Origin of the sequence: Segatella sinensis (assembly GCF_040095255.1) — a bacterium.
GTDB lineage: Bacteria > Bacteroidota > Bacteroidia > Bacteroidales > Bacteroidaceae > Prevotella > Prevotella sinensis.
In genome coordinates, this window is record NZ_JBBNGE010000064.1 from 1 (window position 1) to 14,465 (window position 14,465).

General features: G+C 44.9%; 21 protein-coding genes. 18 read left to right on the plus strand and 3 right to left on the minus strand.

Annotated elements, in window-relative coordinates; genetic code table 11:
- Positions 1–73 precede the first annotated feature (73 nt).
- Genes AAAT87_RS13430 through AAAT87_RS13440 form a run of 3 tightly spaced genes read right to left on the minus strand, consistent with a single transcriptional unit; the run spans position 74 to position 2,603 of the window.
- Positions 74–859 (minus strand): metallophosphoesterase, encoded by a 786-nt coding sequence (locus tag AAAT87_RS13430; RefSeq protein WP_349226693.1) that lies wholly within the window; start codon positions 857–859, stop codon positions 74–76.
- Positions 860–861: 2 nt separating this feature from the next.
- Positions 862–1,638, minus strand: a complete 777-nt coding sequence (locus AAAT87_RS13435) for a hypothetical protein (RefSeq protein WP_349226694.1) — start codon at positions 1,636–1,638, stop codon at positions 862–864.
- The gene (locus AAAT87_RS13440) at positions 1,632–2,603 is read right to left on the minus strand and encodes a hypothetical protein (RefSeq protein ID WP_349226695.1); all 972 of its coding nucleotides are present in this window, start codon (positions 2,601–2,603) and stop codon (positions 1,632–1,634) included. Before AAAT87_RS13440 ends, AAAT87_RS13435 begins: the two co-directional genes overlap by 7 nt.
- 398 nt (positions 2,604–3,001) lie before the next feature.
- Here AAAT87_RS13440 and AAAT87_RS13445 point away from each other — a divergent pair, with 398 nt between their 5' ends.
- The 18 genes from AAAT87_RS13445 to AAAT87_RS13530 all read left to right on the plus strand — a co-directional run bounded on the left by AAAT87_RS13445 (position 3,002) and on the right by AAAT87_RS13530 (position 14,252).
- Positions 3,002–3,802, plus strand: coding sequence for a YqiA/YcfP family alpha/beta fold hydrolase (locus AAAT87_RS13445; protein WP_349226696.1), 801 nt, complete (start codon positions 3,002–3,004; stop codon positions 3,800–3,802).
- A gap of 2 nt (positions 3,803–3,804) precedes the next feature.
- Positions 3,805–4,104, plus strand: a complete 300-nt coding sequence (gene trxA, locus AAAT87_RS13450; protein WP_349226697.1) for a thioredoxin — start codon at positions 3,805–3,807, stop codon at positions 4,102–4,104.
- A 24-nt stretch (positions 4,105–4,128) separates the two neighbouring features.
- Positions 4,129–4,506, plus strand: a complete 378-nt coding sequence (locus tag AAAT87_RS13455) for a YccF domain-containing protein (protein ID WP_006846501.1) — start codon at positions 4,129–4,131, stop codon at positions 4,504–4,506.
- Positions 4,507–4,534: 28 nt separating this feature from the next.
- Positions 4,535–4,813 carry a DUF1294 domain-containing protein gene (locus AAAT87_RS13460; protein WP_298530417.1) on the plus strand — a complete coding sequence of 93 codons (279 nt, stop codon included), beginning with the start codon at positions 4,535–4,537 and terminating at the stop codon, positions 4,811–4,813.
- A 20-nt stretch (positions 4,814–4,833) separates the two neighbouring features.
- Positions 4,834–5,397: a flavin reductase family protein gene (locus AAAT87_RS13465; protein WP_349226698.1), complete on the plus strand. Its 564-nt coding sequence runs from the start codon at positions 4,834–4,836 to the stop codon at positions 5,395–5,397.
- A gap of 28 nt (positions 5,398–5,425) precedes the next feature.
- A complete protein-coding gene (locus AAAT87_RS13470; protein ID WP_349226699.1) occupies positions 5,426–5,809 on the plus strand; it encodes a DNA glycosylase AlkZ-like family protein in 384 nt (127 codons plus the stop codon).
- Positions 5,799–6,038 (plus strand): hypothetical protein, encoded by a 240-nt coding sequence (locus tag AAAT87_RS13475; RefSeq protein ID WP_349226700.1) that lies wholly within the window; start codon positions 5,799–5,801, stop codon positions 6,036–6,038. Before AAAT87_RS13470 ends, AAAT87_RS13475 begins: the two co-directional genes overlap by 11 nt.
- Positions 6,039–6,779, plus strand: coding sequence for a YczE/YyaS/YitT family protein (locus tag AAAT87_RS13480; protein ID WP_349226701.1), 741 nt, complete (start codon positions 6,039–6,041; stop codon positions 6,777–6,779).
- Between the two features lie 41 nt (positions 6,780–6,820).
- Positions 6,821–7,489 carry an AlkZ-related protein gene (locus AAAT87_RS13485; protein ID WP_349226702.1) on the plus strand — a complete coding sequence of 223 codons (669 nt, stop codon included), beginning with the start codon at positions 6,821–6,823 and terminating at the stop codon, positions 7,487–7,489.
- 2 nt (positions 7,490–7,491) lie between these two features.
- Positions 7,492–8,172 (plus strand): DNA alkylation repair protein, encoded by a 681-nt coding sequence (locus AAAT87_RS13490; RefSeq protein WP_298530429.1) that lies wholly within the window; start codon positions 7,492–7,494, stop codon positions 8,170–8,172.
- Between the two features lie 2 nt (positions 8,173–8,174).
- On the plus strand, positions 8,175–8,330 hold the full coding sequence (locus AAAT87_RS13495; protein ID WP_349226703.1) for a hypothetical protein: 156 nt from the start codon (positions 8,175–8,177) through the stop codon (positions 8,328–8,330).
- Between the two features lie 351 nt (positions 8,331–8,681).
- A complete protein-coding gene (trxA, locus tag AAAT87_RS13500) occupies positions 8,682–8,981 on the plus strand; it encodes a thioredoxin (RefSeq protein WP_119228709.1) in 300 nt (99 codons plus the stop codon).
- A gap of 130 nt (positions 8,982–9,111) precedes the next feature.
- Positions 9,112–9,612 (plus strand): GNAT family N-acetyltransferase, encoded by a 501-nt coding sequence (locus AAAT87_RS13505; RefSeq protein WP_298530447.1) that lies wholly within the window; start codon positions 9,112–9,114, stop codon positions 9,610–9,612.
- 3 nt (positions 9,613–9,615) lie between these two features.
- On the plus strand, positions 9,616–10,131 hold the full coding sequence (locus AAAT87_RS13510; protein WP_298530433.1) for a pyridoxamine 5'-phosphate oxidase family protein: 516 nt from the start codon (positions 9,616–9,618) through the stop codon (positions 10,129–10,131).
- A gap of 105 nt (positions 10,132–10,236) precedes the next feature.
- The gene (locus tag AAAT87_RS13515) at positions 10,237–11,127 is read left to right on the plus strand and encodes a helix-turn-helix domain-containing protein (protein ID WP_349226704.1); all 891 of its coding nucleotides are present in this window, start codon (positions 10,237–10,239) and stop codon (positions 11,125–11,127) included.
- Positions 11,128–11,311: 184 nt separating this feature from the next.
- Positions 11,312–12,343 carry an alpha/beta hydrolase gene (locus tag AAAT87_RS13520; protein WP_349226705.1) on the plus strand — a complete coding sequence of 344 codons (1,032 nt, stop codon included), beginning with the start codon at positions 11,312–11,314 and terminating at the stop codon, positions 12,341–12,343.
- Between the two features lie 103 nt (positions 12,344–12,446).
- Positions 12,447–13,352 carry a flavin reductase gene (locus AAAT87_RS13525; RefSeq protein WP_428848588.1) on the plus strand — a complete coding sequence of 302 codons (906 nt, stop codon included), beginning with the start codon at positions 12,447–12,449 and terminating at the stop codon, positions 13,350–13,352.
- A 135-nt stretch (positions 13,353–13,487) separates the two neighbouring features.
- Entirely contained in the window at positions 13,488–14,252 is a 765-nt protein-coding gene (locus AAAT87_RS13530; protein ID WP_298530444.1) for a carboxymuconolactone decarboxylase family protein, read from the plus strand.
- Positions 14,253–14,465: the final 213 nt, after the last annotated feature.

The window sequence follows — 14,465 nt, forward strand, 5'->3', positions numbered from 1 at the left end:
TCTAAATTCAATGCAATTCTTGCTGTAGTACAACAGTAAGACGATTACTCATGCCCATAGGGGTGCTGAGTAGTTACCAAAGACTGCTGCAATGTGGGTTAATACATTTCTTTGAATCAAAAGACTCAGATTCCCCATGATTCACATACCCAAGCTGATTCGAAACACATTGAGTATTTCCTATTATCCTGTCTATGTTACGATAAGAATGGCCATAAATCCAATAGTCTATTCGGCTATAAGCAATGAAGTTCCCCAGCTCTGCTGTGAAAGCACCGTTTATCGGACTTCCCTTGAAATCCGGAGACACCAGTTGAAATGATGGAACATGATGCGTTGCCACAACAATATGCTTTGCCTGGCTTTCACTAACAGCCTTTTCTATGAAAGCGCGGCACTTAGCATGCTCTTGATTAAACCGTTCACTGTTTATCACAACGCCACAATCCTTAATACGATAGAAATCATTTACTCTGCGCTCGGTTGAAAAAGCATCCTGCGGCTCTATATATCCCCATAGTGTAGAAACGATGAGGTCTGTATCATCCGAAAGATGTATTACTGCATTATAATAGCATTTGATATTGTGCCGAATTTCCATGCACCATCCATCATGGAGTTGCTCCAAGTCATAACCCAAATAAAACTCATGATTACCTGGTATTACTATTACTTCCTTGAAATTCTCTGAAGCCCAATCCCAGAATGGATGCTTGACAAAGCCTTCATCACCTAAATAGCCAGTATCTCCAGCCAACACTAGGATGTCAGCAACAGGCTGAAGAGGATGAGTCTCCAAATACAGGGTATTCTCCATGAATTCCAGATGCAAATCTGAAGCATATTGTATCTTAACCATAACTACAACATTGATTTCTTAAGTTGTTCTATAATCTGCAGGCTTGTCACATTGCCAAGACCTGCTGACTTGATGAAATCGGCATTTGGCAAATCATGCATAATAGCATCACAAAAGTCACTAACATCTTTCTTTAATGTATCGGGCAGATCATATCTACTTGCTGGAGTAAGCATTGCTGCAAGACGAAAAACATCTTTCTTATGCTTTGCAATATGCTTGCTATCAACACTTTCGCCTTTAGCTTTTCTTTGACTTAAATCCATGAAAGCCTTGCTTTTCAAACAGATAAGACTCTCGATATTGGCGATATGCACGCCATTTTCCTGCAAGCTATGTTCTATCGTGAAACGATAATAGTCTTCATCCATGAGTATAGCCGATAAACTTGAAAGGTCTTCATCTACAGGAATCGGTGTGATACGAGCCTCCTCTGGGAAATTCATCAAGCCAAGACTTCGTGAGAAGAGTTCAACCTGATATGGGAAAGCAGAATTAGCAGGCTTCATGAAGCGGAAATATTCATGTTTGGGCTCAACATTCTCATTAACACCCTTGTTTCGCTGCTCATAATTGCCCTTCTTTACAAACTCCCAGAATTTGGCTACAAACTCAGCCGACAAAGCTTCAACCACTAAGATAATGTCAATATCCTTAGTAGCACGAGGCACCTGAGCATACAAATCCTCATGGATTTCGCATGCCGTACCGCCTATTATAACATAATTGTCCTCAAAACCTTTGAAGAACTCCTTGAATGTATCTATTCCTCTTACCATGACATTTCATTTATTAATCGTTCCAACTCTATTTGTATTCGCTCATCTTCATTGTCTTTCAATGACAGATAAAGCGAGAGCTTATCAACCACTCCTTCTGTACTTAACATTTTTGGGTTATACTTCCATACTTGGATTTCATTTTCTCCGAACTGCTTGTCGGTTACGATGGCCAGAGTTTTCAGTTCTTTCTTTGTAACAGCCCAACACTGCCTTGATTCTTCATTAAGCATCGTGTAGGAAGCCAGTGCATTCACCCCACTTATCTGTTGTCCTTCAAGTATAGCATCCGTATAGTAAAGCTGCTCTATCGGAGAAGCCAACATTGGCAAGGCTTTATTCCAAAGTTCCCTATTGCTTATATCAATTTGTACCGTCTTTGTCTTTACTCCTTCCAACTTAATCAGATCTTTGAAGACAAGCCAGCGCAATGATTTGTTTGCGGTCGCATAAGAAACGCCAAACTTATCGCTCAGTCCATAACCTGTTGCCCCAACAATGGATTCAATCTGCAAATGATAAAGCAACAAACATTGGGCAAAGGGAGGAATGGTTTCTTTCAAATCCAAGCCAACCTTTCTGTCTGGTTTGATGTCAAGCAAAAGAGATGGCAGGAACATTTGCCTGTTGGGGATAACAAAGTTAACTTTTTGTGCCACCAATCTAACCTTATTATAAGATGAAATGCATGGAGTGATTAATACGACGACGAGCTGTGTCTGTCGACCTATAATATCCAATTGTTTCTTCAACTGGGCAGGTGGCACAGAGTCACCATCCTTTAGGTAAGCCATCAAAATGTGCTGCCCTAAAATACATCCTTTATAAAAAGAGAACCTGGAAGAAACATTCATAGGGATTCCTACCAGCAAATCTTTATCTGCTGGTTCCAAAGCTACTTTTTCGCCCAAAATATTACCGAAATATGCAGCTGTTTCATCTATATAATATTTAATATTGCACATAATAATACGTCTGATATTACGTGCAAATATAGTGATTATATTCTGAATATCAAAATATTCTATTGAATAAATAAGTTTTTTTAAGATAATTATGGGGGAGTTTACTCATCACGAGCAAACTCCCCCATAGTGTATATGGGTACATGTATTCATGAATCCGGTCATGAAAGTCACGGTCATTTTCGGTCATTAAGGATTTCGGGTTATCAAAAATCCCTCAATATCCCTCTATCTTATAAAATAAGGTTAAATCAAGTTCGCCCTGCAAACAAAATTCATCCATATAATCACTTTTCTGAATATTTTTTGTATTTTTGCAGATATATTGCGCCAACATGGGGTTTGAGCATGGCTTATCTCCCTAGATTACAGGCGCATCATTATCAAATGATTTGAGCATGAAGAAGATATTATTCCTACACGGATTCTTCGCCACGGGCAGCTGTCCGATGGCGAGAGCCTTGAAAGAGGCGTTTGAGGGGACGGCGGTGGTGCTGACTCCCGACCTCCCATTGCACCCCATGGAGGCACTGAAGGAGATTCGCTCCATCATCGACCGGGAACAGCCCGACTTGCTTCTGGGCAACAGCTGCGGCTCTTTCCTCGCCCAGATGCTGGCTCCGGTGGTGGGCATTCCTGCCCTGCTCGGCAATCCGCATTTCATGATGACAGAGTTTCTGAAGGAGCGAATCGGCGAGCATGAATACAAGGCGCCGAGAAGGGACGGCAATCAGCAGCTGGTGATTGACGAGACGCTGATTGAGGAGTTTGCGGAGCTGGAAGCCGTGCAGTTTGACCATTGCAACCCCTATTATAAGGATCGTGTGTGGGGACTTTTTGGTGAGCAGGACACCCTGGCTCACTTCTCCCCTCTCTTCCTGGAGCATTACAACCAAGCCTTCCATTTCCCAGGCGGTCATACGCCTACAGAGCAGGAGGTGAAAACCTGGTACGCTCCCCTTGCCCAGAAAATGCTGATGGAGTTTTCGGCAAAGGAAGAAAGATATTTCCAGCACTTTAAGGGCGGCAAATACAGGTTCATCCATTCTGCCTTCGACTCCGAGACTCAGGAGCGCATGGTGGTTTATCAGGCTCTCTATGGAGACCAAGCCTATTGGGTAAGACCGGAAGATATGTTCTTCGGGAAAGTAACAAGGGACGGCAGAACTTTCAATCGTTTCACGGAAATAGACAGATAATTATGGAGACATTTAATAATGTAATAAACAGTGGCCAGCTTGTTCTGGTCGATTTCTTTGCTACATGGTGCCAACCTTGCAAGGCGATGCACCCCATTCTGGAGCAGGTGAAGAGTGTGTTGGGCGACCGCATCCGAATCATCAAGGTGGATGTGGACAAGTACGGCGTAACAGCAAACCAATACCGCATCCAATCCGTGCCTACGCTGATGCTCTTCCGAAACGGAGAAGTATTGTGGCGCACAAGCGGTGTGGTAGATAAAGCCGAACTGCTGGCTACGCTTGATCCATTCTTGACATAATCAAAAATATAAAAGAATAATCTTATGCGCATAATAGGAAACTTACTTTGGTGGCTCTTCGGAGGTCTCGAAGCTGCCATCGGTTATTTCACCGGAAGTCTGGCTCTTGCATGTACCATCATCGGCATTCCCTTTGCGATACAGACATTCAAGATTGGCCTGCTCTGCCTATGGCCTTTTGGTTCTACGGTAAGAGAATCGAATAGTCCAACTGGTTGCATTCGCATTCCGCTGAATTTACTCTGGCTGATTTTCGGGGGATTGTGGGCTTGCCTCATGCATCTGTTCTTCGGCTTTCTCTTATGTATAACCATTATCGGCATTCCTTGGGGAAAACAGCATTTCAAGATGGCCGGGCTTTCGCTCGCACCATTCGGCAAGGATGTGGAGTTAGGATTTTAAAGTGATAAGAAAAAAGAAGTTGAAGGATATGAATACATTACATAGTTACCTCGCCTACTATCTCCTTGCTATCAATGCAGTTGCATTCATCGTGTACGGCATTGATAAGTACAAGGCAAAGAAAGCCAAATGGCGCATTCAAGAAACCACGCTTTTGTTGCTGGCTGTACTTGGAGGAAGCATCGGGGCATGGATGGGAATGAAAGTCTGGCACCATAAGACGATGCACAAGAAATTCAAATACGGCATTCCTGCTATTCTGCTGATACAGATTGCGCTGATGGCGTATTTACACATGAATAGATAACAAAAAAAAGAATGAAGCATATGAAAAGTTTTTCACCAAAGCCGTGGTTTGCACCACAGCCAGTGCTGATTATCGGCACATATAATAAGGAAGGAGTTGCCAACGCTATGAACGCTGCCTGGGCAGGACAGTGGGACATGAAGGAGATTATGATCTCAATGGGAAATCACGTCACCACAGACAATCTGAAGCTTGGCGGCGAGTTTACCGTTGCCTTCGCTACCAGGAAAACCATGGTGGCTTCTGATTTCGTGGGCATTGTTTCTGCCAAGAACGACCCGAAGAAGATGGAGAAGACTGGATGGAGCATCGAGAAGGCGACTATGGTCAACGCTCCTGTGTTCACCGATTTCCCAATGACCCTGGAGTGCCGAATCAAGGAGAAATACGACGAAAGCGAAACCGGTTATTATCTCGTTGCCGAAATCGTCAATATTCTTGTAGATGAGAAGTATCTGGCAGAAGACGGAAATCCTGACATGGAGAAGATGGAACTGATTGTCTTCGACCCTATTCATCACGGCTATATCCAGCTGGGCGAGAAAGTCGGCAACGCTTTCTCCGACGGCAAGGCTTTGAAATAATCAACGTAATTTTAACGACTCAGAAACAATGAATCCAATAGCAATACGCCTGCTTTCGCAGCAGCTCATCTGCCCTCAATTTGATACTCCCCAAAAGGTGGTGTCTCATTTTGGAGCCATGCAAGCCCAGGATTACCGGATGGTAAGATGGGCTGTGATGATGCGTACTCGCAAACCTTCTTCCTTCGCATTCAAGAATGCATACGATGAGGGTGAGATAGTCCGTCTTCACCTGCTGCGTGGCACTTGGCAACTGGTTTCAAATGAAGACTATTGGTGGATGCTGGACCTGATTTCACCTAAGGCAACTTCTGTTGTAAAAGGATGGATGAAGAGTAATAAAATCAGCTTCGATGATTCTGAGCTCAATCAGATTCACGAGATATTTGTTCAAAAAATAAATGACTATTGATACAACAAACCTCTGCTCGCATCTTCAAAAGAAGTTGTTTGAACCTGATGGAGTATATTATCCTATCTGGCAAGCCATGCAGAACGATAAGGAGTTGACTGCCGCGGTTCGCTCACGACAGCTTCATATCTATCGTAACGGCAAGAAGATTCTCATTCTCGCTGGCAAGGCTCAGCCGAAGATTGTCAGAGAGGATAAACTGAACGAATTGATTAAGAAAATAATATAAATGATTAAGAAAGAAGAAGTTATATCTTTTGTATGGCAGCATATTCTGCTGCTCGTTTCGCTCTATGTAATGACTTTCGGAGTCGCAGCTTGTGTGCGAAGTCAGTTAGGTTCAAGCGTTATTTCCACCATCCCTTACGTGATGGCTTCAGCAGGTAAGATGCTTGATTACATCCCAGGATGGACTATCGGCGGCTACACCATCATGATGAATGCGATCTTCGTGGTGCTGCAGATTCTGATTCTGAGAAGAAACTTCGAGTGGGTGCAACTCTTCCAGCTCGCTATCGGCTTTATCTTCGGAATGTTCATAGACCTCAATATGGTGCTTACACAGTGGATGGTTTCAGAAAATATCCTGTTCAATGCCCTTGTGCAGATTGCCGGTTGCACCATCCTCGGTTTCGGAATTGCCATGGAGGTGAAGTGCGGCTCAGTAACCATGCCTGGCGAGGGCATTTCCATTGCCATTCACAAGGTTACCGGCTGGCCTTTCCCTAAAGCCAAGATTCGGGTGGACATCACGCTCGTGGTCTTGGCCGTCTTGTTCTGTTTCCTGCTTCTCGGTTCATGGAAATGGGAGATCGTGGGCATCGGAACGCTCTTCGCCATGGTCTATGTAGGTGTTACAGTTCGCCTATTCAACAAACATCTTGCATGGTTCGACCGCCTGCTCCACTATCGTCCAGGTTGCCGAAGATATGTTTACGGACTGGCACGATACATAAGAAGACAGATGTAACGTCAAGATTATTTAAGTTCAACGGATAAAAATAGATGAATATGAATTTTCCAGAAATATATTCAGCAACAGGCATGATGGAGCTGATTCAGAAAATCGGCTTCCTCCCTCTCCTTGATAGTGGCATTGAAGGCTTCTCTGCCGAAGACATCGTAGCAGAAGACTGCGGTTACGTAAGACTTCCTGAAGGCGGTTGGGACTGGCCGCTATGGAAATGGAAGGGCGAGATTGTGCAGGAAATGCCATGTATGTACGGAAAGTTCTTTAACAAGAAAGCAGGATTCATCAGCCAGGAATGGTGGCCTGACTTCTGCAACTACAGAAGAAGCAAATACCCCCGTCCGGATGAAGAATCGATAGAAGGAGCCATTCTCAGTACGCTTCAATCTACCGGCAGTCTCATCACGAGAGAACTTCGGGCAGCCTGCGGTTTCACGGGCAAGGGAATGAGAAGCAAGTTTGACGGTTATCTCACCCGACTGGAAATGGCAACCTATATCGTGACCGAGGATTTCATCTATCCTCGTGACAAGCACAATCATGAATATGGCTGGGGATGGTCGCTGCTCAACACTCCCGAAGATCTCTATGGCAGGGAGGCTTGCCAATGCAACCGAACTCCCGAAGAGTCTTATCAGAGGATTTTCAAACATCTGAAAGAAATCCTGCCTGATGCTTCGGATAAACAAATCATTAAATTAATTGGATAAAAATGACTTCACTTCAAGAAAGACTGTTCGCCATGCAGGATAAGCAGTATGCTGCTTTCCAAGCTAAACTGACACCGGGAGTGCCTGTGGAGAGTTTCATAGGCATTCGTGTGCCTGTGCTTCGCAAGTTCGCAAAAGAATTTACAAATGAGTCAGAATGCAAAGATTTCCTTCATCAGCTTCCTCACGAATACTACGATGAGAACATGCTTCACGGTCTCCTCATTTCCGAGGTGAAGGACTACGAGGAAAGCATTCGTCTTACAGACAGATTCCTGCCATTCGTGGACAACTGGGCAGTTTGCGACATCATGTCTCCGAAGGTGTTTGCCAAACACAAGAAGGAGCTATTGGCGAAGATCAAGACTTGGAGTAAATCGTCACACGTTTATACTTGCCGCTTTGGTATAGAGACACTTATGTCTCATTACCTTGATAAAGACTTCAATGCAGAATATCTTAAAATTCCAGCATCAGTAAGGAGCGAAGAGTATTACGTAAAAATGATGGTAGCCTGGTTCTTCGCCACCGCCCTTGCCAAGCAATGGGACCAGGCAATTCCCTACATCGAGCAAAACCGCCTTGCTTCCTGGACGCACAACAAGACCATCCAGAAGTCCATTGAGAGCAACAGAATCACGCCCGAGCAAAAAGAATATCTGCGGACATTGAAGATAAAATAATTATGACACAAGATATATCTACATATTACGTTTGGATAGGTGGCGTCAGAGTCAAGATTGTGCAATATCACAAGAGTCCATTACTGATAGAGCCCCACGATAGGGCTACGGAAGCAATGGCCAAGACAAGGAAGGAGTTTCATCAGAAAAACAAATAAATGTTTAGAGCCGTTTTCCGGTCATTAAGGTCACGGTCATTAAGGTCATTAAGGATTTCCGGTTATTCAAGATATCCCCCAAGTTGTCCCTCAATGCTCCTCTAGATTAAGAATAAGGTTAAATCATGTTAGCCCTGCAAACAAAATCCATCCATATAATCACATTTCTGAATATTTTTTGTATTTTTGCAGATATATTGCGCTGATATGGAGTTGAGCATAGCTTATCCTCCCAGATTACAGGCGCATCATTATCAAATGATTAGATCATGAAGAAGATATTATTCCTACACGGATTCTTCGCTACGACGGCAGAACTTTTAATCGTTTCACGGAAATAGATAAATAATTATGGAGACATTTAATAACGTAATAAACAGTGGCCAGCTTGTTCTGGTCGATTTCTTTGCCACCTGGTGCCAACCTTGCAAAGCGATGCACCCCATTCTGGAGCAGGTGAAGAGTGTATTGGGCGACCGCATCCGAATCATCAAGGTGGATGTAGATAAGTACGGCGTAACAGCAAGCCAATACCGCATCCAATCCGTGCCTACGCTGATGCTTTTCCGAAACGGAGAAGTATTGTGGCGCACAAGCGGTGTGGTAGATAAAGCCGAACTGCTGGCTACGCTTGATCCTTTCTTAAAATAAAAAGATGAAAAGAATAGAAGATTCTTTGAGAAGGTGCACGAATGTATACTTATCTTTACCAACTGGCTGGGGTAAGTGCACATAGTAATAAAATGCAAAACATCGATATAATCTGACGGAAACAGAAAGAATTTTACTTCGATATTGGCAGGAATCAGATGCAGAGGCGCTCTTCAAGTACGCCTCCGACCCTGACGTAGGCCCACGTGCAGGATGGCCGGCACATAAGTCTGTTGAGGAAAGTCGGGAAATAATCCGGACATTCTTCCATAATGAAACGACATGGGCGATTGTGTTGAAAGAGACTGGCGAAGCTATCGGCTGCATCGGCTACTACACCCATGAAACCAGCAACATCCCTATCGGAGAAAACGACTGCGAGGTGGGCTATTGGGTAGGAAAGCCTTATTGGAACAAGGGAATCTGCACCGAAGCCTTGAAGCCGATGCTTGACTACTGCATCAACGAGAAGCATTTCGAAAACATCTGGGCAGACCATTTCACAGGCAATCCTGCATCAGGAAGAGTCATGGAGAAATGCGGTTTCGTCGATACAGGTATGTTGAATAAATGTAGCCAGCTTGTAGGTGGCGACAAGGAAATGGTTAAAGTATTTAAGTACAAAGGATAAAAAATGAGAAAGAAATCAAGAGCAATGGATAGTGAGTGGGCTTTGGAAGTAATGCACAAGGCTCCGTATATAACGGTCAGTTTTATTGACGAAGAAGGCAAGCCTTATGGTTTACCCCTGTCACTCGCATCAGATGATGATGTGAATTGGTATTTTCATGGTGCCTTGGAAGGCAAGAAGTTGGAGGCAATCAAGGCTCATCCAGAGGTCTGCCTTTCAGCCGTAACCCGTTGTGCGCCTACGGTTGGTCCGAAAGACGGCAGTTTCACCCTGCAATTCAAATCAGCCATTGCATTCGGCAAGGCAGAAATCGTGTCAGATGAAGCAGAGAAGATTCATGGTCTCCGACTAATCTGTGAACGTTTCCTTCCTCACCATATGGATGCTTTCGACGAGAGCATCGCCCGTTCCCTTTCACGCACGGCTGTAGTTAGCATCACACTTACTGAGCCACCAACCGGCAAGCGCAAGCAGTATGATAAGGAGGGCGTGGAAATGAAATATGGCAGAATGGAATAAATCTCCGATAATGGTAATATCTTCCGAAAACCAGGTATAAGCTCTTTAGGTGAATGTGCGTATCTTTGCACCCAAGAAATTTAGAAATTTAAAAAGCTTAGGATTATGAAGGAATTTTTCTTTAATACCATACAGGAGTTCAATGACTTCATTGGGGTGAAAACACTTCATCCTCTGGTAAGCATTGCACGTGTAGAGAGAACTGCTCCGATACAGGAGGCTGTGCATCACTACGGACTTTATGCCCTCTTCCTGAAGGAAAACAAGGGCTGCAAATTGTCATACGGCAGAACAGAATATGATTTTGACGAGATGACCGTAACCTCGTGTGCTCCAGGACAGTCGATTAAGGTTGAACCCATTCCTGGAGTACCGCTTGCCAAATATACGGTATTGGCTTTCCATCCCGACCTGCTCAACCGCACGCAGCTTGGCAAGAACATCTCCCGATACGAGTTTTTCGACTATACAAGCAACGAAGCATTACACTTATCCGCTGCCGAGGTCAATATCTTCCGTGATGTGCTCTCAATGATTAACCAGGAACTGCAGCATCCCATAGATAAGCATTCGCGTGAACTCATCGTTTCAAACATCGAATTGTTGCTTAACTACTGTCTGCGCTTCTACGACCGACAGTTTATCACACGCGAGGAGATAAATCATTCGGTGGTAAAGAAGTTCATCTCTCTGCTCGATGAATACATTGCCCGGAAAGCGGAGTATGAAGGGCTGCCTACCGTAGCCTACTTTGCCGACAAATGCTGCTATTCTACCAAATATTTCGGTGAATTAGTCAAAACAGAGACTGGCAGAACCGCAAAGAGTCTGATCAACGACCGACTGCTTTCTGCAGCCCGCCAACTACTTGTAGATGAAACCTTAACCATTACGCAAGTCAGCCAGCGCCTCGGCTTTGAATATTCTCAGCACTTCGTCCGCTTTTTCAAGGCACAGACGGGAAAGACTCCAAGCGAGTACCGCAAGACTGCTTAAATACAAGGAAGCATGTTTTGATAGAAACGGAATAACGGTAATGTCTTCCGAAAACAAGGTATAAACTCTTTAGAGAAATGTACGTATCTTTGCACCAGTTTTTAATATGAACAGATTTTTCACATTTATAGCAATAGCACTCATTTTTTGTGCAGGAAATCAAATAAAAGTAAAAGCAGAAACTATGGACAAAGAGATAAAATTAGTACAGGATTGGGACAAAACCTTTCCTAAAAGCGAGAAGGTAAAACATGAGAAAGTGACATTCAAGACCCAATATGGTCTTACTCTTGCAGCCGACCTCTATATTCCAAAGAACGCTGAAGGAAAGTTGCCAGCCATTGCCGTGAGCGGTCCTTTCGGAGCCGTCAAGGAGCAATGTTCAGGTCTCTATGCACAGACCATGGCAGAGCGTGGATTCATCACCATAGCTTTCGACCCTTCGTTTACTGGTGAATCTTCAGGCGAGCCTCGCCGTACGGCTTCTCCCGACATCAATACGGAAGACTTTCTGGCTGCTGTAGATTACCTCAGCATGCGAGATGATGTAGATGCAGGGCGAATCGGAATCATTGGCATTTGCGGCTGTGGCGGAATCGCTCTGAATGCTGCTGCGCAAGACCCTCGCATCAAGGCTACTGCGGCAATAACCATGTATGACATGAGTCGAGTAAGCGGAAACGGGTACTTTGACGCAGATGACAGCGAAGAAAAGCGATATTCGGTACGAAAGGCATGGGCAGAAGCTCGCACGGCCGACCTCAAGAACAGAACATTCACTATGGCTGGCGGCGTGGTTGACCCATTACCGGAGAACGCACCGCAATTTGTAAAAGACTATCATGCCTATTACAAAACACCACGAGGCTACCATAAGCGTTCGGGCAACTCAAACGAAGGTTGGCGCACCACTGGTTGCCAGGCTTACGCCAACACCCGTTTCCTATATTACATCAACGAAATCCGTTCGGCAGTACTCATTGTGCATGGAGAGAAAGCGCATTCCCGTTACTTCGGAGAAAGCGCCTTCAGATATATGATGGATGGGAAAGCGGAAGGCTACGACTTCGCAAGAAAGCCCAACCCAGTTCCGAACAACAAACAACTGCTCATTATCCCAGGAGCCTCTCATTGCGACCTATACGATGGTGGTGGGAAAGGAATGATTCCTTGGGACAACATCGAGGAGTTCCTGAAGAAGAATTTAAAAATATGATACAATGAAGATACGTTTTATAAATGCAGTTTGTATTCTCGCGTTAATACTCACTTCTGCGTGTAAGAGCGCTAATGCTTCACAACTAAAAGATAAAGAAATGATGATAACGGAAAAGAAAAATATCGGTAGCAAACTGGCTCTTTACCCTATGCCCGTAACCGTGGTGGGAGCTGAAGTAAACGGTAAGGTAAACTGGCTGCTTGTGGCGCATGTCGGTATTATCGGGCATGACCGCATTCTCGTCAGCATGAACGACAAGCATTATACCAATCAGGGCATAATCGAGTCCAAGAAACTATCCGTCAATCTCGTTGACCAGAAGATGCTTTCCAAGGCAGACTATGTAGGAAGCGTGAGTGGCGCGTCGGTCGATAAGTCGGGCGTGTTCGACTTTCACTGGGGCAAGAACGGAAGTCCAGTAATCGACGCATCGCAGCTTGTGATGGAATGTAATGTAGTGGATATATACAAGTCGGACGGCTTCGACAACTTCATCTGCTCGATTGCCAACACTTACGCTGCACCCGAGGTACTCGACGACAACGGGAGACTCGACTATACGCAGCTGAAGCCAGTACTATTCGAGTTTCCGACCTATTCCTACATCGCCACCGGTGAAATAATCGGGAAATGCCTGCAACTCGATAAGGAGCCTTCCATGTGCGTCAAGGAGCCGATGACCGCTGACGGCATCGTGCGTCTGTCGAAAATCGAGGTTTACCCGCAGTACCTCGACGAATATATGAAATACGCGACCGAGGTGGGTGAAATCTCTTTGCGTACCGAGCCGGGGGTACTGACCATGTATGCTGTCGGCGAAAAGGAGAATCCCTGCAAGATAACCATATTGGATACCTATGCGAGCCATGAGGCTTACGAAAAGCATATCGCCTCGGAGCATTTCCAGAAATACAAGCAGGGAACGCTGCACATGGTCAAGTCGCTGGTGCTGTCCGATCAAACACCTCTCAATCCAGCCAACCAAATCAAGAACTTCATTCAATAAAGAATCATGAACAGAATCATTTCAAACTCCGTTTGCAATCACTGCCGCCTCGGCATAGCTCAAACAAGTTTGGCTCTGCACTCGGCTAAATCGTTTATTTTAATTACAGTATTCACCGTTTTAACATTCAATGTTATGGCACAACAGAAAATAGTACAGACAGCAGGGCGCACCCAACTGGGTGAGTTTGCCCCAGAGTTCGCTCACCTCAACGACGACATCCTCTTCGGAGAAGTATGGAGCCGCAATGACCTGCTTTCATTGCGCGACCGCAGTTTGGTAACAATCACTTCGCTTATCAGCCAAGGAATCACCGACAACTCGCTGAAATATCACTTGCAGACGGCAAAGAACAACGGAATTACCCGCACGGAAGCGGCAGAGATTATTACTCACATCGCCTTCTACGCCGGCTGGCCAAAGGCCTGGGCTGCCTTCAATCTGGCAAATGAGGTATGGAACGAGGACGTGAAAGGCGAAGAAGCCAAGGCTGCTTTCCAGCGCGAGATGCTCTTCCCTATTGGCGAACCGAACACCGCTTACGCCAAATACTTCAAAGGCAAAAGCTATCTTGCGAAAATATCCGACAGTCAGATACCTTTCTTTAATGTTACCTTTGAGCCAGGTTGCCGCAATAACTGGCACACGCACCACGCCACAAAGGGCGGCGGGCAAATGCTGGTAGGCGTAGCCGGACGAGGCTGGTATCAGGAAGAAGGCAAGCCTGCGCAGGAAATCCTCCCCGGCACAGTCATCCATATTCCAGCCAACGTGAAGCATTGGCATGGTGCCGCAAAAGACAGCTGGTTTGCCCACCTTGCCTTTGAAATACCTGGCGAGAACACATCCAACGAATGGCAGGAGGCTGTGAGCGATGAGGAATATAACAAGATAAAATAACAACTATAATATTTTACAATTAAGAAGAAGATAAAGTTAATTTGCCATGTCATTCAGAGTTTTATTTGTTATTTATTTTGCAACACTAAGATAAGTGAAATTTCTGACATGACAAAATCCAGAGCAACTTATTGTTGCTGTAACTACTCAGCACCCCTATGGGCATGAGTAATCGTCTTACTGTTGTACTACAGCAAGAATTGCATTGAATTT